Genomic DNA, 18934 nt, shown 5'->3' on the forward strand with positions numbered 1-18934 from the left:
CGTTCGTCCTGAGCCAGGATCAAACTCTCCATAGAAAAGTTATCCTTAGCTTTTGTACGCTTTTCGCTTCGTTCAGTTTTCAAGGAACATCTCTGCCACTCTTTGAGCGACCTTTTAAGTATAACATTTACTATTTTCTTTGTCAACACTTTTTTATCTTTCATAAATTACTTGTTTCAATCAGCAATAAGTATATTATCAAAAACCAATTTACTCGTCAACTGTTTTTTTAAAAAAATAAGGCTTGGAAGTAATAACCCAAGCCTCTCAATCTGTCACTATAGTAGTTACTCAACTAAAAACGCAAAATATAGAATGAAAACAACAAATAAACCGTACATAATTGGATGAATTTCTTTCGCTTTACCTTTCGCAATCATTGTAATTGGGTAAAAAATAAACCCAATCGCAATTCCTGTTGCAATACTATACGTTAAAGGCATTGCAATTAATGTTAGAAATGAAGGAACAGCAATTTCAAAACGAGTCCATTCAATTTTTCCAAGCGATGATACCATTAGTACACCAACAATAATCAATGCCGGTGCTGTGACTGGTGCTGTCACAACCGATAACAGCGGAGAGAAAAATAACGCAAGCAAAAATAAAATTGCTGTTACGACAGAAGTAAAACCTGTACGTCCACCAGCCGCTACCCCAGCTGAGGATTCAATGTACGATGTTGTTGTAGACGTCCCTAAAATTGCTCCAACAACCGTTGCACAAGAATCAGCAAAAAGCGCTTTCCCGGCTCGTGGCAATTTATTATCTTTTAATAACCCTGCTTGATTCGCGACCGCCACTAGCGTTCCTGCGGTATCAAAGAAATCGACGAATAAAAATGTTAGCACAACAGCTAGCATTTTAATATTGAAAATTTGGTCAAGATGTTCAAAAGCTACTCCAAATGTAGGTGCTAAACTCGGTACAGAACCAACTACTTTTGTTGGTACATCGATTAATCCTGCAATCATTCCAACGACAGCTGTAACCACCATTCCAATGAAGATTCCGCCGTTTACACGACGAACCATTAAAATAACGGTAATGATTACTCCGAAAATAGCCAACAATGTATTCCCATTTGTTAAATGACCTAAGCCAACAAGAACTGCGTCGTTATTAACAATAATACCTGCGTTTTGGAATCCAATAAACGTAATAAATAACCCGATTCCTGCACCAACTGCATATTTTAAATCTTCTGGAATTGAGTTAATGATTTTTTCACGAATACCACTTAGCGTAAGTAAGATAAAAATCATTCCAGACATAAGAACGCCAGATAACGCTGTTTGCCAAGGAATACCCATCGTTAATACAACAGTAAAAGCAAAGAAAGCATTCAACCCCATCCCCGGTGCAAGCGCAATAGGATAGCGCGCAATTAATCCCATTAATAAGGATCCAACAGCTGCCGCAATAGCCGTCGCCGTAAATACTGCACCTTGATCCATTCTCATTTCATTCGGTAAATCTGGTACAGCACTTAATGATAAAACAGCTGGATTAACAAATAAAATATAAGCCATCGATAAGAAAGTTGTTAAACCTGCAACAATCTCTCTCTTGTAATTTGTACCAAGCTCATCAAATTGGAAATACTTCTTAATCACTTCAAGTCCCTCCATATGTTGTAATAAAAAGAAAAACGCTTCTAGCAAACTACCAGAAGCGTTGACTATGATGCATAATGCACAGAACATAGAGAGGAACCAAACAGATTCCTCTCCCCCACATTACACATCGTAGTCAAGCTATTTACGGTAGCTTGGTAGAGACTCCCGAGCCATATTCTCGAGATTATACGATGTATCCTCTATTTACTTTACACATACATTCTAACAACGAAACGGAGTAGAGTCAAGTTAAATCACGAACATTTTTTTATATAATTTTTTTTTCGTTCGCTTTTACTCCCATTCGATTGTTGCCGGTGGCTTGCTTGTAATATCGTAAACAACACGATTAACATGGGGCACTTCGTTTACAACACGTGTTGAAATGACTTCAAGTACATCCCAAGGAATGCGAGCCCAATCCGCTGTCATCCCATCAATCGACGTTACAGCACGAATGCCAACCGTATAATCATACGTGCGAGCATCTCCCATCACCCCAACGCTACGAATGTCAGGGAGTACAGTGAAGTATTGCCAAATGTCACGATCAAGCCCCGCTCTCTTTATTTCTTCACGCAAAATCGCATCCGATTCACGAACGATTTCTAACTTCTCCTCTGTCACTTCACCTAATACACGAATGCCAAGTCCTGGACCCGGAAACGGCTGACGCCATACAATCTCTTCTGGAATACCTAACTCTGTACCGAGTGCACGCACTTCATCTTTGAAAAGTGTATTTAGCGGTTCGATTAGTTTAAATTTCATGTCTTCCGGTAAGCCACCAACGTTATGATGTGATTTAATCGTTTGAGCCGTTGCTGTGCCGCTTTCAATAATGTCGGTATAAAGCGTACCTTGTACTAAAAACTCAATGCCATCTAGCTTTGCTGCTTCGTCATCAAACACGTAAATGAACTCATTCCCAATAATTTTTCGTTTTTGCTCTGGATCACTTACACCTTTTAATTTATTTAAAAACCGTTCTTTTGCATCCACTTTAATGACGTTCATATGGAAACCTTCACGGAACGTTTTCATGACACTTTCTGCTTCCCCCTTGCGAAGCAAACCGTGGTCAACAAAAATGCACGTTAACTGATCGCCAATCGCACGATGAACGAGAACAGCTGCTACCGACGAATCAACACCACCACTTAAAGCACAAAGCACTTTTTTATCGCCGACAAGTTCACGAATTTTACGAACTTCGTGCTCAATAAAGCTTCCCATCGTCCAATCGCCTTTACACTTACAAATGTGAAACACGAATCGTTTTAACAATTCATTTCCATATACTGAGTGGCGCACTTCTGGGTGAAACTGAACGGCATAAAACTTTCTCGTTTCATCGCTCATCGCGGCAATCGGACAAGATGGGCTTGTCGCATCAACGGTAAACCCTTCTGGCGTTTTTGTCACTAAGTCGCCATGACTCATCCAAACAATTTGCTCTGTCGGTAAGTCACCAAACAGTTGCGACGCACGTTGTACCGTAATCGTTGCTTTCCCATATTCCCGATGAGTCGCTTTTTCAACTTTCCCACCTAAATGATGCGTCATTAGCTGCATGCCATAACAAATACCTAAAATCGGAATGCCTAACTGAAAAAGTGCTGGATCGCACGTCAATGCTTGTTCGTCATATACACTATTTGGACCACCCGAAAAAACAATGCCTTTTACATTCATTTGTTGAATTTGCTCTGCTGTAATCGTATGTGGATGTAGCTCGCTGTACACACCAAATTCACGAATACGGCGCGTAATTAACTGATTATACTGGCTACCAAAATCTAAAACGACGATCATTTCCTGCTGACTCAAACGAAATCACCCCATCTACATATAATAAAAAAGCTAGCATTCATACCCTCGCATAAAAAAACGAAGGCAGAATTCTAGCAATAATAGAACACTGCCTTCGTAGTCGGGTCATTTACGGTGTCCCGGTAGAGACTCTCGAACCATATTATCGAGGATATACGAAGGTGCGCATCTTAAATTTTAATTCATTCTACCAACTTCATTCCTCATCGGTCAAGATGCCGTCTTTTTTATTGAATTTTCTAATAATTAACTAAGGGATATGACTTGCATATGATATATGAACAAAATGATCGTAGGAGAATGAATATGTATCCTCAATTGAAAAGTTTTATCGGTTCATTTACCCAAGCTGTAGGTACTGTCACTTCGGCCGTTGGAAGCATTCCTTCTTTGAGCGATAAGAAACAGTTTGCTCTCGATTTATGGGGAAACGTGTTGCAAGCGACAGGAAACGCCTTAGAGGCAGATGCTGAAACTACCGATGTACTGAGTGTATATGGAAATGGAATTCAATCTATTGGAAATGTAACAGTTATCGCCGGTCTATTAAGCAAAGAGGGAGATCGTCTAGAGATTACAGGAAATTGGTTACAATCATTAGGCGGACTCATTTCATTTGCAGATGATTGGGGAAGTGAACAATCATCTCCATTAAGCCCCATTGGAAATGTACTTCAATCAATTGGCAACGCCCTACAAGCGATCGGCGGAATATATGAGGAGCGAGGAAATAAGGAAGAAGGGCAGTCGATCAGCATCGCGGGCGCATGGATTCAAGCGGTTGGTTCTATTCTTTGTTTTTTAAATGAATTAAAGGAAAAAACTACCCTATCGAAAGTGGGGTAGTCGTCTTATTACATCATGCCGCCCATCATCTATTGATTTATATCAAATTATTCGTATGTCTATAAATCATTGATTTTAAGCCGATTTTAAAGCTTCTCCGCCTGCAAAATCTAATAAAAAATCATAGATTTTTATTAAATATGTGGTCAAAAGTAACTATTCACCCCAGTGCTAGTGTATAAAAAAGCCCAGCACAAATAGGGCATCCTCGTGATAGAAAATGCCCTAAGTGGTAGAAAGAACACGATCGAGCGTTTCGCCTGTCAACAGAAGACATAACGAATCCCACACGTTTTTTTCGTGTTTCGTCAGTGTGGAAACGATGCTTCTTGTGATGCAAAAAGACTGGGCGAATGTTTCTTCGCGAAACGTACCCAAAATGTTCTCTTTCACTTTGACCATGCGAAGATCTCGCTCGGCTTGGGTGTTGTCAAAGGGAACATGCACTTCACGTAAGAAACGCAGCGCTTCTTCCTTTCGTTTCTGAAGCCGTCGAACAAAAGCGAGTGCTTTTTTCGGAAGAGGCGTCATCGTTTCTAATCGGTGCTGTGCTTTCGCTAGGATGCGATCATACACTCGTTCCCATCGTTTCGCTTCTTTTTCGGAAAGTGCACCGTGATGGGCTTCGACGGCTTGTTTGTCGGCTAACAGAAACGTCGTCATGCGCGATGCCCATGTATGCCCTTGTTCGATGAAGCCTTTTAACTCACGCAAATGATGGGCGTCGCAAAGGGCATGGGTGGCTTGCGTGTATTTTGGATACGTACCGAACGCATCGTGCATCATCGTCCCTTGATATCGCGGAAGAATCCCGATGTCATCGGTCGCTTTCTTTCCACGAGAAACGTGAGGAGCCAAGTACGTATATTTCGATGTACACGCAACATGCACCCATGCGAGTTTCCTATCCATGCGCAAACTCGTTTCATCGACATGCAGGATGTTGGATTCAAGTAAGGCGTATTCGATGATGTCCATATTCGATTCTAGCGCTTGGCGACCTCGTTTCACCATATTGGCAAGGGTTCCTGTACTGATTGGGTGTTGATATCATGCTTCGATCGTATCACTCAAACGTTTGTAAGGGATCAATTGGATATGATGCAAATATACAGCGAGCGCCGTGAGCCGTGGACCGTATTGCACATGATTCGTGACATGTGATGGGAATTCGGCTTGTTGAACACATCGACAATGTGGACACGATTTCACTTCACGTTCATGTTGTGTCACCTCGATCGCCACAGGAGGGACATCAAACACTTGACGGATATCGACTTTGAACGGTTTGACTTCACGCAAAGAAGCCCCACATCCTTGACACGTATGCACACGGTGGACGACACGATGATGCGGATGTTCCACTTGACGGAGCGTCGTTCCTTGATGCCCTTCTTGTCCGCCTGGCTTGTTGCCAGATGGTTGACGAGAAGAACGTGTGTTGGCAAAACGGTCAGAAGATGGGGGCAAATGGCTATTGGAGCTGTTTTTTTTCGTGCGTGCTTCCAGCTCTTGAACGCGATACTTGAGTTGTTCATTTTCTTTGCGCAGCTGTTTGTTTTCGTGACGCAAATGTTCATTTTCTTGAACGAGTTGATGAATGAGCTGTTTCTGTTGTTGAACTTTGCCGATTAAGCTCTCAACTGTAAATACAGCTTGTTGTACCATCAACATGCGATTCACCTCCTTGTCTATCAGTATTCACATCATAGACAAGAAATATAAAAAATATTCAGCTCACTTTATGATGTGGCTGAATAGTTACGAGAATAGAAAGTAAAATTTGGATTTATACAATATATTTAATCATTGCGGTTTCATCACAACAATCAAGCTTGGGGCAATTCACACAGTCAATCCATACTTTTTCAGGTAAAGTTTCTTTTTCAGCAATTTCAAATCCACATTTTTTAAAAAACTCAATCTGATAAGTAAAGGATATTAATCTTTTAACTCCAAGTCTAGATGCTTCATTTATAATATGGTTTACTAGCATGCGACCTATTCCTTTACCCATATGATCTGGTGATACGACTAATGAACGTATCTCTCCAAGATCATGACCCAAAATATGCAATCCAGCAACTCCAACTATTTTGTTTTTCTCTTTTACGACATACATACACTGTAAATGCTGATATATTGATAATAACGAACGAGGTAAAACTAATCCTTTTTCAGCATATATTTGAATTAAAGCGTGTATATCTTTAACATCACTGGTAACTGCATTATAAATTTGCATAATTATCTCCTCATAATCGTATTATTTATAACCATAGAACTCTTTTTTATAAATATACAAAATTTATTTTTTATATGCAATTATAAATTTTTAAAGTACCCTATGAGAAGGGATGATTTAAGGTTGAAATCGATAAAAAGAAGTCCATCAAAAATGAAAAAAAGGGCACTACTTTCTCTTAGTTCATTTTAAATCTATATAAATTGAAATAAAGGTTTTCTCCCGTTCCACGGCGAATAAATAAAAGAGAAAATAGGGGAACGGAGAGAAAATACGATGCCAAATCACAAAGACGAGATCGAAAAGTTGTCCACTGCCATGAAAGAAGCAAAAAGTAAACGAGCATATGAACGCTACCAAGCCATTTATCTTCATTTGCAGGGATACACCAAAGGAGAAATCGCCACGATTATTGGTCGATCCAAGAAAACCATTTATAACTATATTCATGCCTACGCCCAGCGCGGTCTTGATGGACTGGAGATGAAATACTCACCTGGCGCCCCACGTCGATTGAGCCCTGAACAGGAAAAAGAGTTGGCTTTGATCATTGAACATCAGCTCCCCGTAGATGTGGGATTCGAAGCAAAATATAATTGGACGCTTGCGATCATCGCTGAACTCATTCAACAAAAGTGGGGGCCAACATACACGCTTCGCGGAACAAGTGAAATTCTGCATCGGTTAGGGCTAAGTTATACGAAACCGACCTATACACTAGCCAATGCCGATGAAGAGAAACAAAAAGAATTCGTCGAAATCACCTTCCCTGAAGTAAAAAAAACTGGTAGATGGGAACATCGCCCATGTCCTCTTTCAAGATGAATCGATGATTCGTGATTACCAAGCGATTCAAAAAACATGGTTTGTCAAAGGAAAACAACGAATCATTCCGACGTTTGGAAAACACCAAGGGCTGAAGCTGATTGGCACGTTGAACTACGAAACAGGGGAAGTGTTTTGCATTGAAGAAGAACACCATGACGCGGAAACATTTCTTCGTTTTCTTCAACTTGTGTTAGAACGCTATCCTACAGGCAAAATGGTGATCATTTTAGATAACGCTCGAATTCACCATGCCAAACTCATTCAGCCATTTTTAAAAGAACACGAAGATCGGTTAGAGCTCGTCTTTTTGCCACCATACAGTCCGCAATTGAACTTGATTGAAGGGCTATGGAAATGGCTGAAATCAGACGTGATTTACAACGTGTTCTATTCGAGTGTGCAAGAAATTAGAAAAAATGTCCAAGCCTTTATTCAGCGAATCAACCAGAAACCAGAACAAACGATCGATCGTTTGTGTGTTCAGTTGTAAATCTTTAATTCAACTTATACAGTAAGGAAAAATAAAATAATTTATAATCTACTCCAAACTCTCTATGTAGAGGGTGCAAATCCCGACGAAATTAACATAAATAATTCACGCGTGTTGATTAACAAATAATATCCATAAAAAGCATAGAAAAAAGAGCACCTTTCCTGTGGAATGTAAGCAGCTACACAAACAAACCCAGGAGGTGCTCTCTGTGAACAAGCATACCACACTCCCAAATTTGATGCAAAAAATTGTTTCTGATGAAGATCTCCAATCGATGATCGAAGCCGTTGGCTACCAAGACACCTCGCGGACGTTTACGGTGCGTACGTTGGTTGACTTTTTTCTGCTGGCGGCACTCCACGAATGGAAAAGTTTCCGTCATGGTGCCGATGTGGCGAAGATGTATGGATTGCCGACGTTTCATTACTCGACGGTTTCTAAGAAAGCGAAAGAAGTTCCGTACGACTCATATTTCGCACCTTGGTAGGGCGGAACAAAAGGATTTTTTATTCAGTTTTTTAGAATAACTTTTCAACCAACACCAAAAGTGGTGACATCCTTTTTTTACCATACCTGATCGTTCCTTTATCCCTTTAGACGTAAATACTCTCGTCCATCCCTAATCCTTGCAGAATCCTTCGCTGCTCGTACGTGGGCGGTTGCCCTAACGCGCGTTGGATTCGTCCATCCGGCAGTTCCAATGGCGCGCTCCACGGCGTGTCTTGGGCATCCGCTTCGACCAGCGCGGTTTTGACGATTCGGAGCGAAGAAGGCCCTCTTGTGATCAAAAAGGCGTTGGCGGTCTTCGTTTGCGCCAGTGTGTCTTTCGTCATGGCGGCAGAATCGGATAAATCCATTCCTCCTCGATTTTCGCCTGCTTCAGCTGTTTCTGCACGCGGGACAACACCTCGGGATTCCACGTCTTATCCGGCAGGTTGCCGTCGTGTACATCGCCGTAAAACGGAATGCCATCCTCGTTGCCAATCAGCCCAAATCCGATCTGCTTTTGCCAACGATGATGTCGGTTGTAGCCATGCGTAATCCGCAAGGCATCCGGCGAGGCTGATTCATACGTACCGTAAACCGATACATCGGTCGTATCGGCATGGAACACCCGAAGAGGGATTCCTTCTTTCTTGTAAATTTGCACAAGACAGGCGGAAAGAACCGCGTGGATATTGGCGTCGTACAGTCGATAGAGATGGCGCGCGATGGCATCGTCGTTAAACCAAGAGGGGGAAAGCCCTAGTCGGATCAGCTTAGGCAAATCGATGTCATGCGCCCATCGTTCCACATGAACGAGTGCTTGCCGGCCGCTCAAGATATCCAAGGTAAGAAGCCAGACAACGTCGCTGGCTCGAGTTTGGCATTGAGGGTTCACGGGAACGAGACGATCAATCAACCGAGGGAGGCCAAGATCCTTGAAAATGGTACTTATTATATTCAAATAGGAACTTTCATAAATGGCACGGATTTGAACGCTCATGATGTAGAAACTCCTTTGCTTTCCTTGTGTTTCAAGGATTCGTTCGACATGAAGATAAAAAAATCCTCCCGATTTTTGTCGAGAGGGTGCGAAATGTGAGGTACAACTGACTTATGTGTACAGTATGTTCGAGTCCAACGGTGATTTCTCTACCGGGCTTGACCTTCTCCAAACGAACAAAGCACATCGTCTTGTAGAATTTATCTACGGCGCAGCGAAACAAAATATTCCTATTGATGCCGTAAAAAAACAGCTCCACGTGGCGTAGAGGGTACCCCGTTTGTCCCTTTTTCGTATGGTAATTATTGTTAATAAAAATGTTCATCTACAGTCTGTTAGTATATCCTCGTTCATGTTCATTTGATTTTCACACAAAAAAGACTACCCCCCTTTTTTTATGGGAAGTAGTCCTTACGTTTAAGTATATTTTTTCTGCGACTAGCCCTTTATTGATTGATTACATCATGCCGCCCATGTCAGGCATGCCTGGTGTATTTTTGTTTTCTTCTGGCTTGTCAGCAACAACTGCCTCAGTTGTTAAGAACATAGCGGCAACAGATGCTGCGTTTTGAAGTGCAGAGCGAGTTACTTTTGTTGGGTCAACGATACCAGCTTCGATCATGTCAACCCACTCGCCAGTTGCTGCGTTGAAGCCGATGCCAGGTTTTTCTGTTTTTAAGCGCTCTACGATGACAGAGCCTTCTAAACCAGCGTTTTGTGCGATTTGACGAACTGGCTCTTCGATTGCCCGAAGAACGATTTTCACACCAGTTGCTTCGTCGCCTTCAGCTTCAATTGCTGCAACTTTGCTGTACACGTTCATTAACGCTGTACCACCGCCGGCAACGATACCTTCTTCAACCGCCGCACGTGTTGCGTTTAATGCGTCTTCAATGCGTAATTTGCGCTCTTTCAATTCTGTTTCTGTTGCAGCACCAACTTTGATTACCGCAACACCACCAGCTAATTTCGCTAAGCGCTCTTGTAATTTTTCACGATCAAATTCAGAAGTAGTTTCTTCTAATTGCGCACGAATTTGGTTGATGCGTGCTTGAATATCTTCGGCACGACCAGCGCCACCAACAATCGTTGTATGTTCTTTTGTTACAACAACTTTCGCTGCACGACCAAGTGAAGCAATTGTTGTTGATTTCAATTCGCGACCCAACTCTTCTGTGATCACTTCACCACCTGTTAAAATCGCGATATCTTGAAGCATTGCTTTACGACGATCGCCGAATCCAGGCGCTTTTACTGCAACAGCTGTGAATGTACCACGGAGCTTGTTCACAACTAATGTTGCAAGCGCTTCGCCTTCTACATCTTCAGCAATGATTAACAATGGCTTGCCTTGTTGAACAACTTGCTCTAATACAGGAAGAAGTTCTTGAATGCTTGAAACTTTTTTATCTGTAATTAAGATGTACGGATTTTCTAATACAGCTTCCATTTTATCAGAGTCTGTGATCATGTATGGGGATACATAACCGCGATCAAATTGCATACCTTCCACAACATCTAATTCTGTTGTGAAACCTTTAGACTCTTCTAATGTAATGACGCCGTCTTTACCAACGCGTTCCATTGCTTCTGCGATTAATTGACCAACTTCTTCGTCAGCCGCAGAAATTGCTGCAACTTGAGCGATTGAGTCTTTGCCTTCAATTGGTTTAGAGATCGCTTTTAACTCTTCCACAGCAACCGCAACAGCTTTTTCAATACCTTTGCGAATGCCCATTGGGTTCGCACCAGCTGTTACGTTTTTCAAACCTTCACGAATCATCGCTTGTGCTAATACAGTCGCTGTTGTTGTACCGTCACCAGCAACATCGTTTGTTTTGCTCGCTACTTCTGCAACAAGCTTCGCTCCCATATTTTCAAACGGATCTTCTAATTCAATTTCTTTTGCAATTGTCACACCGTCATTTGTAATTAATGGAGAACCGAACTTTTTCTCTAATACAACGTTGCGACCTTTTGGACCTAATGTTACTTTTACTGCATCAGCTAATTTATCTACACCACGTAACATCGCACGACGAGCTTCTTCGCTGAATTTAATTTCTTTTGCCATACATCTTACCCCCTTGATGATCATTTTTGTTAAGTATTTTTGTATGCTTTATATGTTATCAGGCGAACGATTAACCAATCACAGCTAAAATGTCACTTTCACGTAAGATTAAATATTCTTTTCCATCATATTTCACTTCTGTACCCGCATATTTTGAGAAGATGATGCGGTCACCCACGCTCACCTCTGGAGCTACGCGCTCACCATTATCAAGAACGCGACCTGAACCAACGGCAACAACTTTTCCTTCTTGTGGTTTTTCTTTCGCTGTGTCTGGTAAAACAATTCCGCTCGCTGTTTTCTCTTCAGTTTGGATTAATTCAATGACAATGCGATCACCTAGTGGCTTCAACACGGCAAACGACCTCCTTAATTAGATTTTCGTACCGTTATTAGCACTCGTTATTATTGAGTGCTAACACACTTATTATATTAATGAACTTTTTTCAATTTTGCAAGTAGGAAGTTAAAAATTTTTCACTAAATGTTTCCCTTTTTCATTATGTCTTTCCTTTCGAAATTCATACAAAAAATATGGTAAAATGAAAAAGTACTCATTTTGCAAAAAGGGGTTGAACATGTGAAAAAGCAATATTGGTTTGTCATCATTACATACATTGCTATGCAACTATCCAGTTTAGTTGGCGTTCCTTTGCTCGCACATAGCGGATTTATTAACGCATCAAATAAAGAAGTAGCTTTTTCGATCGCCTCTGGTTACTGGGCTGTTATTAGTTTTTCGATTGCTCTTTTTTTCGTTCTTTATTTCATGAAAGAAGATATGAAGTATTCGTACGATCGCCATCAAGCATCAATTGGAACGTCGATCTTTTGGGCAATTGGGGGGTTTTTGCTCGCTCTTTTCGCTCAAGGCATTGCAGCAAACATCGAAGTACACCTCTTTGGTGTCGAAATGGGATCCGAAAACACACGACGCATCGTCGAAATGGTAAAGCTCACACCAGCACTTATGCTTGTCACTTCGATCGTTGGACCAATCTTAGAAGAAATCATCTTTCGAAAAATTATTTTTGGGACGTTGTATGAAAAATATAACTTTCTTTTATCAGCCCTTGTCAGTTCACTTTTATTTGCTGTTGTTCATTTAGAATTCGAGCATTTGCTTCTTTATGCAACAATGGGATTTGTATTTGCGTTCTTATATGTCAAAACAAAACGTATTCTCGTACCCATTGTGGCCCATGTGCTCATGAACACCTTTGTCGTCGCCATTCAAACATTATTCGCTGAAGAAATTGAAAAAATGATGCGCGAAGCAGAACAAATGCAATTCGTGATTTGGAGGCTGTTTTCATGAAATCCGAACCGTTGTTTTATTTTCTAATGGGAATTTTATTTACTTATTTTGCTGTGGATAGTGCCGATGATGGTATTTGGGATGTAACGACGATGTTATTCATCCTAATTGCAACATTTGATTTTGGAACAGCGATTCGCTCTTTATTGAAAAAAACCTCCCGCTCATAAACGGGAGGTTTACTCATTTCCGTAATGTTTTAAAAAGTAAACGAGTGACTGCAATTCGACCGCTAAATCAATATGATGAACACGAATGTGCTCTGGCACATGCAGACGAGCAGGCGTAAAGTTTAAAATTCCTTTAATGCCTTTTTGAACAAGTCGGTCAGTAATCGGCTGAGCAACCTGAGCAGGAACAGTTAAAATCGCTACCGTAATTCCACCGAGTTTTTCTTCCAATTCATTTAAATGATAAACTGGAACTCCTCCGACTTCTGTTCCGACTTTATCTGGATCTACATCGAACGCCATCACAATTTTCGTATTATTGTTTTTGCTAAAATTGTAGTTCAAAAATGCCGTCCCTAAATTACCGACTCCAAATAACGCGACTTCTGTCGTTTCATCTTGATCTAACGTTTTACGGAAAAAAGACAGCAAATAATTCACATTATATCCGTATCCTTTTTTTCCAAGCGCACCAAAATATGAAAAATCACGGCGAATCGTTGCTGAATCGACTTTTACAGCTTCACTTAACTCCGCTGAAGATACACGCTGCTTTCCTGATGCATGCAAGTTTTTCAAAAAACGATAATACAACGGTAGTCGCTTTGCGGTCGCCTGCGGAATTTTTGGTTGTTCATTGTTCACGAGTCAATCCCCCACATTTCCTTTCACAAATAGTTAGCGCTTTCATTTTTCTCTCCTATACATCGAAAAAGTTCTCTCCACTTTTAAACTATACACTATTTTTTTCATTCTGTCTTTCCTTTGTACCCTTTATTATTATTTTTGTCAAATTTGTTATTCACACACTAGTATTGCCGAACATGAAGAAAGTGCGTTACACTATCAAAAGAAGATTGAGGTGAGAAATGATGATCATTTTACAAATAAACCAACTATCCAAATCATATGGGGCTGAACAAGTTTTATCAGACATAAAACTTGAAATACAAGAAAAAGATCGCATTGCTCTAGTTGGGAGAAACGGTGCAGGAAAGTCAACATTATTAAAAATCATCACTGGGCAATTGTCATACGATACAGGTGAAATTATAAAGCCAAAACATGTGACAATCGGCTACTTAGATCAATATACAGGTTTGCAAGCTCATCGCTCTATTTGGGACGAAATGCTCGATGTTTTTGCCCCGCTTCAACAAATGGAAAAGCAATTGCGTGAACTAGAACAACAAATGAGCTTGCATGATGCTGACTACGAAAGACTATTAGAACAATATGATCGTTTACAAACGGAATTTAAGGAAAAAGGCGGTTATCAATATGAAGCAGATATTCGTTCTGTTCTTCATGGCCTTCGCTTTTCCCAGTACGATTATACAACAAAAGTATCAACATTAAGCGGCGGACAGCGGACGAGACTAGCGCTAGGAAAACTACTTCTGACTAAGCCAAATTTACTTATTTTAGACGAACCAACGAACCATTTAGATATGGAAACATTACAATGGCTTGAACAGTATTTAAAAAACTATACAGGAGCCATTCTCATCGTCTCGCACGACCGCTATTTTCTTGATCAAATCGTCACACAAGTGTACGAATTGTCGCGCACAAAAATAAAAAAATATGTCGGCAACTATACAAGCTACTTACAACAACGCGCGGAACAGTTCGAACAACAACTAAAACTGTATGAAAAACAACAAGAGGAAATCACAAAATTAAAAGATTTTATTCAACGAAATATCGCTCGCGCCTCAACAACAAAGCGAGCACAAAGCCGCAGAAAACAATTAGAAAAAATGAACATCATCGAAAAACCGCTCGGTGATGAAAAATCGGCATCGTTTCGTTTCGAGATTGAACGCCCAAGCGGAAACGATGTGCTAACAGCTAACGATCTAGCGATCGGTTACGATCACATCATCGCAAAAAATCTTTCGTTTCGCATCACTCGCGGGGATAGTATCGCATTAATTGGACCAAATGGAATTGGCAAATCAACTCTTTTAAAAACGATCGTCAAACGACTTCCTATAAAACAAGGGGAGCTGCGTTACGGAACAAACGTCCAGATCGGCTATTATGATCAAGAACAAGCGGAATTAACATCTAATAAACGCGTCATCGACGAGCTGTGGGATGAAGATCGATTAAAAACAGAGAAAGAAATTCGGACCATTCTCGGAAACTTTTTATTCTCTGGTGACGACGTATTGAAGTCTGTTCAGACATTAAGCGGCGGGGAAAAAGCGCGGCTCGCTCTCGCTAAGCTAATGATGAAAAAAGCGAACGTATTAGTTTTAGACGAGCCGACAAACCATTTGGATTTAGATAGCAAAGAAGTGCTAGAACAAGCACTCATTGAATATCCTGGGACCATTATATTCGTCTCTCATGACCGTTATTTTATTAACAGAATCGCAACCAAAATATATGAGTTATCCACAGATGGACTTATCGAATACTTAGGAGACTATGATTATTACGTAGCAAAAAAAGCAGAACTGCTTGAGCTTGGACAAATCCATCAAAAGACGATAACAGAAGAACGCTCTTCACTAAAGCGTTCATATGAAGAAGAAAAAGAACGAAAAAAGCTTGAACGGCAACGACAACGAAAAATCGAACAGCTAGAAATGGAAATGGAGCAACTGGAGCAACAAATCGCTACGTATGAACAACAATTATATGATCCTTCCTGTTACAACGACTATGAAAAAGCTCGGGATACTCAAGCAAAGATCGAAGAACTAAAGAAAAAATTCGACGAACTATTTGAACAATGGGAACTTTTACAACAATAATAATGAGCTAGCCCCATTTGTGGACTAGCTCATTTTTTACACAAATATATCCACAGAAAAAACACCTAAATATAAGTTATTCACCGACTTTTCCACATTATCCACAAAAAATTTAAAAAATCCACATATATCATTGTGGTTAACTCGTTATGATAAAATAACATACAATCAACGTTTTCCACATTATTCACATATATGTGGATAAAATAATCCACAAAAAGGTGCCGTTTTTCTTCTAGGAAATTTATACGATTATAAGAAGGGGTGCCCCGTTACGTCTGGGACACCCACTTGCTATAACAGTAAACTTGGGCTGGCATTTAACGCCATTGTCGCTCGCTTTCCTTGTTGAAATAATACCGTTCCCGCTGCCGCAATCATCGCCGCATTATCTGTGCAAAGCGACAACGGCGGGATAACTAATTCGACTTCAGGCAGCTGCTTCATTTGTTTTTGTAATTGCGTACGCAGTCCTTCATTTGCTGCCACACCGCCAGCTAGCAATATTTGTTTCACGTTGTAATGCGTAGCTGCTTGAATTGTTTTTTCAACTAACACCTCAACAACACTTGCCTGAAAACTTGCCGCCATATCTTCAGGACGAATCGTCTCTCCACGCTGTTTTGCATTGTGCAACGCATTAATAACCGCTGATTTTAATCCGCTAAAACTAAAATCATATGAACCTTCTTCAAGCCATGCGCGCGGTAAATCAATAGTTGGTTTTCCATGTTTCGCTAAGCGATCAATGTGGGGTCCTCCCGGATAAGGTAGTTGTAACGCTCGGGCAACTTTGTCATACGCTTCCCCTGCCGCATCATCGCGCGTCTCGCCAATCACTTCAAATACACCATGCTCCTTCATGTAAATCAGTTCCGTATGACCTCCTGATACAACAAGGGCTAAAAGTGGAAATTTCATTTCTTGTACAAGCTGATTCGCATAAATATGCCCTGCGATATGATGCACATTAACAAGAGGAATGCGATGTGCAAAAGCTAATGCCTTCGCTGCATTCACGCCGATTAATAGCGCACCTACTAATCCTGGACCTTCTGTCACCGCAATGGCATCGAGCTTGCTCACATCCATATTTGCTCGCCTCATCGTTTCTTCTAACACGAGCGTCATTTGTTCAACATGATGACGTGAGGCAATTTCAGGAACAACTCCTCCAAATCGCTGGTGACTTTCCATTTGTGAAGCGACAACGTTAGCTACAATTTCACGTCCGTTTTTCACAATGGCTGCAGCTGTTTCATCGCAACTTGTTTCAATTCCAAGTACAAATATATCCTTTTTACTCATAATTTCACCCACATGACTAATGCATCTTCTTGATTATCCGAATAGTATCGTTTACGAATACCTCCATTTAAAAAGCCGAGTTTCCGATACAATGATTGTGCAACGATGTTCGATACTCGCACTTCTAACGTCATTGTTTGCGCTCCTTCTTTTTTTGCCAACTCCATCGCCTGTTTCATCAATGCTTCTCCTAACTTTTTGCCACGAAACTCCGGCAATACCGCAATGTTTGTAATATGTGCCTCATCCATGACCAGCCACATACCACAATAACCGATAATTTGTCCATCATACTCCATCACAATGTAACGAGCATACGGATTGTTTGTCAATTCTTGATAAAAGGAAGAACGGCTCCACGGAAGTGTAAATGAACATTGCTCAATTTCTATAATACGATCAAGATCTTGAAGCGTCATAAAACGAAAAAAAACATTCACTTAACCTTCCGCCCTTTCTTGTTGACGAGCAAGCCAATTCGCTTCGGCCTCTGCTAAACGAATATAATTTGGGACAAATGTATGAACATCTTCTGGTTCACGATTCATACCTAACCATGCGAGTTCGCTTGGGCGCGGATTGTGAAAGGTCGCTGAAGCTACTTGAACAGAATGACCTAGCGCTTCAACAAACACTGCTTCGTGTAGCACACTATCATTTCCAACTAATAAAATGGGTTCATTGTACGATTTTAATTCATTTGCCCACTCTGTAGCTAAAATAACTTGATCAGCTACAACGGATTGAATATTGCCTCCTTCAGCTTTGTAAAGACCTGTATAAATTTGTCCGCGTCGAGCGTCCATTAATGGAACAATAACCCCGTCAAAATACTTCGCATTTGCTGCCATCACTTCTAAACTCGATATACCGACAAGTGGAATGCGCAACGTCCAAGCAAGCGTTTTGGCAATCGTCACACCAATGCGGACACCTGTGTATGATCCAGGTCCTTTCGCAACAACAATACGGTCAAGATCTTGTGGGCTTACCTCACATTCTTGAAGAAGCGCCTCAATCGCAGGCATTACTCGTATTGAATGATTTTTTTTCAAATTCGTAATCATTTCGCCTTTAACGACTTGTCCATCAACGATAGCGATTCCCATAACAAAGGTGGATGTATCAATGGCTAACACTTTCATCACTAAAAATCTCCTTACATAGCTGTTTATACCGTTCACCAATCGGTGAAAAACGAATGATTCGATTTTCTCCATCCGCATGGTGAATCGTAATATGTAAGCGCTCAGATGGCAAATATGGTTCAATTAAGTGTGCCCATTCGACAACTGTTACACCATCACCAAAAAAATATTCATCAAATCCTAAATCTTCTTCGCTTTCATCTAAACGATATACATCCATATGATACAAAGGTAAACGCCCTTCATAATGCTTTATAATAGTAAAAGTTGGGCTGTTCACATTACGGTCAATTCCTAAACCTTTTGCTAATCCTTTTGTAAATGTTGTTTTTCCTGCCCCCAAATCACCTTCTAACGTAATAACGTCTTTTGGCTGAACATATCGAGCAAGTTTCATCGCTAATGCCAACGTAGCTTCAGGATGATGTGATACATATTCATATGTTTTCATCGTTCATTCCCCTAATTGAATAAAATCAACATACAAAAAAGACCTTAGGATCGCTCTCCTAAGGAAATGCTACACATATAAGTGTACACGAAAATAAATCATAACGCAAAAAAAGGCATAAAAAAATACGAAACTTACATCGTTTCGCTTCATTGGTTGCGGGGGCAGGATTTGAACCTGCGACCTTCGGGTTATGAGCCCGACGAGCTACCTGGCTGCTCCACCCCGCGATAATAGAAATAAATACAATAATGCCCGGCAACGTCCTACTCTCGCAGGCGGTGTCCCGCCAACTACCATCGGCGCTGGAGAGCTTAACTTCCGTGTTCGGGATGGGAACGGGTGTG

At 40.9% G+C, this 18934-nt stretch carries 15 protein-coding genes, 1 tRNA gene, 1 rRNA gene, 4 pseudogenes and 2 riboswitches; of the genes and pseudogenes, 7 read left to right on the forward strand and 14 right to left on the reverse strand.

Going from position 1 to position 18934, the window contains the following annotated elements; genetic code table 11:
• Positions 1–287 precede the first annotated feature (287 nt).
• Positions 288–1613: a solute carrier family 23 protein gene (locus tag HNQ82_RS14060; protein ID WP_183250403.1), complete on the reverse strand. Its 1326-nt coding sequence runs from the start codon at positions 1611–1613 to the stop codon at positions 288–290.
• A 116-nt stretch (positions 1614–1729) separates the two neighbouring features.
• Positions 1730–1831, reverse strand: a riboswitch (purine riboswitch).
• An 82-nt stretch (positions 1832–1913) separates the two neighbouring features.
• On the reverse strand, positions 1914–3434 hold the full coding sequence (gene guaA, locus HNQ82_RS14065) for a glutamine-hydrolyzing GMP synthase (protein ID WP_183250406.1): 1521 nt from the start codon (positions 3432–3434) through the stop codon (positions 1914–1916).
• 95 nt (positions 3435–3529) lie between these two features.
• A riboswitch (purine riboswitch) is annotated at positions 3530–3631 on the reverse strand.
• A 127-nt stretch (positions 3632–3758) separates the two neighbouring features.
• On the opposite strand from guaA, the gene HNQ82_RS14070 reads away from it, so the two are divergent.
• Positions 3759–4298 (forward strand): DUF6944 family repetitive protein, encoded by a 540-nt coding sequence (locus HNQ82_RS14070; RefSeq protein ID WP_183250395.1) that lies wholly within the window; start codon positions 3759–3761, stop codon positions 4296–4298.
• Between the two features lie 225 nt (positions 4299–4523).
• Here HNQ82_RS14070 and tnpC read toward each other — a convergent pair.
• Positions 4524–5972: pseudogene (gene tnpC / locus HNQ82_RS14075) on the reverse strand (IS66 family transposase).
• A 115-nt stretch (positions 5973–6087) separates the two neighbouring features.
• Complete coding sequence (locus HNQ82_RS14080) at positions 6088–6543, reverse strand: N-acetyltransferase (RefSeq protein ID WP_012573948.1); 456 nt, start codon at positions 6541–6543, stop codon at positions 6088–6090.
• 276 nt (positions 6544–6819) lie between these two features.
• Between HNQ82_RS14080 and HNQ82_RS14085 the strand changes: the two genes are divergently transcribed.
• A protein-coding gene (locus HNQ82_RS14085; protein WP_281380836.1) for an IS630-like element ISBs2 family transposase occupies positions 6820–7861 on the forward strand; the annotation gives its coding sequence in 2 pieces (ribosomal slippage) (positions 6820–7320 and positions 7322–7861; 1041 coding nt in all).
• A 211-nt stretch (positions 7862–8072) separates the two neighbouring features.
• Positions 8073–8330 (forward strand): annotated as a pseudogene (locus HNQ82_RS14090) (IS4 family transposase); the annotation flags it as partial.
• A 178-nt stretch (positions 8331–8508) separates the two neighbouring features.
• Here HNQ82_RS14090 and HNQ82_RS14095 read toward each other — a convergent pair.
• Positions 8509–9350, reverse strand: a pseudogene (locus HNQ82_RS14095) (IS1634 family transposase); the annotation flags it as partial.
• 100 nt (positions 9351–9450) lie between these two features.
• Here HNQ82_RS14095 and HNQ82_RS14100 point away from each other — a divergent pair.
• Positions 9451–9618 (forward strand): annotated as a pseudogene (locus HNQ82_RS14100) (IS701 family transposase); the annotation flags it as partial.
• A gap of 189 nt (positions 9619–9807) precedes the next feature.
• Here the strand turns inward: HNQ82_RS14100 and groL are convergent.
• Entirely contained in the window at positions 9808–11424 is a 1617-nt protein-coding gene (gene groL, locus HNQ82_RS14105) for a chaperonin GroEL (protein ID WP_006323915.1), read from the reverse strand.
• 70 nt (positions 11425–11494) lie between these two features.
• Positions 11495–11779 (reverse strand): co-chaperone GroES, encoded by a 285-nt coding sequence (gene groES, locus HNQ82_RS14110; RefSeq protein ID WP_004888755.1) that lies wholly within the window; start codon positions 11777–11779, stop codon positions 11495–11497.
• Between the two features lie 225 nt (positions 11780–12004).
• On the opposite strand from groES, the gene HNQ82_RS14115 reads away from it, so the two are divergent.
• Together HNQ82_RS14115 and HNQ82_RS14120 are read left to right on the forward strand one after the other, a co-directional pair.
• Positions 12005–12742: a CPBP family intramembrane glutamic endopeptidase gene (locus HNQ82_RS14115; protein ID WP_032099475.1), complete on the forward strand. Its 738-nt coding sequence runs from the start codon at positions 12005–12007 to the stop codon at positions 12740–12742.
• Entirely contained in the window at positions 12739–12912 is a 174-nt protein-coding gene (locus HNQ82_RS14120) for a YdiK family protein (RefSeq protein WP_032099476.1), read from the forward strand. Before HNQ82_RS14115 ends, HNQ82_RS14120 begins: the two co-directional genes overlap by 4 nt.
• 9 nt (positions 12913–12921) lie before the next feature.
• Here the strand turns inward: HNQ82_RS14120 and HNQ82_RS14125 are convergent, their stop codons facing one another.
• Entirely contained in the window at positions 12922–13557 is a 636-nt protein-coding gene (locus HNQ82_RS14125) for a redox-sensing transcriptional repressor Rex (RefSeq protein WP_032099477.1), read from the reverse strand.
• Between the two features lie 227 nt (positions 13558–13784).
• On the opposite strand from HNQ82_RS14125, the gene HNQ82_RS14130 reads away from it, so the two are divergent.
• A complete protein-coding gene (locus HNQ82_RS14130) occupies positions 13785–15680 on the forward strand; it encodes an ABC-F family ATP-binding cassette domain-containing protein (protein WP_183250397.1) in 1896 nt (631 codons plus the stop codon).
• A 294-nt stretch (positions 15681–15974) separates the two neighbouring features.
• Here HNQ82_RS14130 and tsaD read toward each other — a convergent pair whose 3' ends face one another.
• The 6 genes from tsaD to rrf form a co-directional block, all read right to left on the reverse strand.
• Positions 15975–16988 (reverse strand): tRNA (adenosine(37)-N6)-threonylcarbamoyltransferase complex transferase subunit TsaD, encoded by a 1014-nt coding sequence (tsaD, locus tag HNQ82_RS14135; protein WP_183250399.1) that lies wholly within the window; start codon positions 16986–16988, stop codon positions 15975–15977.
• Positions 16985–17428 (reverse strand): ribosomal protein S18-alanine N-acetyltransferase, encoded by a 444-nt coding sequence (gene rimI / locus HNQ82_RS14140; RefSeq protein WP_343053512.1) that lies wholly within the window; start codon positions 17426–17428, stop codon positions 16985–16987. Before rimI ends, tsaD begins: the two co-directional genes overlap by 4 nt.
• The gene (tsaB, locus tag HNQ82_RS14145; protein ID WP_183244676.1) at positions 17429–18133 is read right to left on the reverse strand and encodes a tRNA (adenosine(37)-N6)-threonylcarbamoyltransferase complex dimerization subunit type 1 TsaB; all 705 of its coding nucleotides are present in this window, start codon (positions 18131–18133) and stop codon (positions 17429–17431) included.
• Positions 18114–18587 carry a tRNA (adenosine(37)-N6)-threonylcarbamoyltransferase complex ATPase subunit type 1 TsaE gene (gene tsaE / locus HNQ82_RS14150; protein ID WP_183250401.1) on the reverse strand — a complete coding sequence of 158 codons (474 nt, stop codon included), beginning with the start codon at positions 18585–18587 and terminating at the stop codon, positions 18114–18116. The genes tsaB and tsaE overlap by 20 nt, the downstream gene beginning before the upstream one ends.
• Before the next feature lie 153 nt (positions 18588–18740).
• A tRNA-Met gene (locus HNQ82_RS14155) sits at positions 18741–18817 on the reverse strand.
• A 23-nt stretch (positions 18818–18840) separates the two neighbouring features.
• A 5S ribosomal RNA gene (gene rrf, locus HNQ82_RS14160) occupies positions 18841–18934 on the reverse strand; the annotation flags it as partial.

The sequence above is a fragment of the Anoxybacillus tengchongensis genome, assembly GCF_014201585.1.
Taxonomy (GTDB): domain Bacteria; phylum Bacillota; class Bacilli; order Bacillales; family Anoxybacillaceae; genus Anoxybacillus; species Anoxybacillus tengchongensis.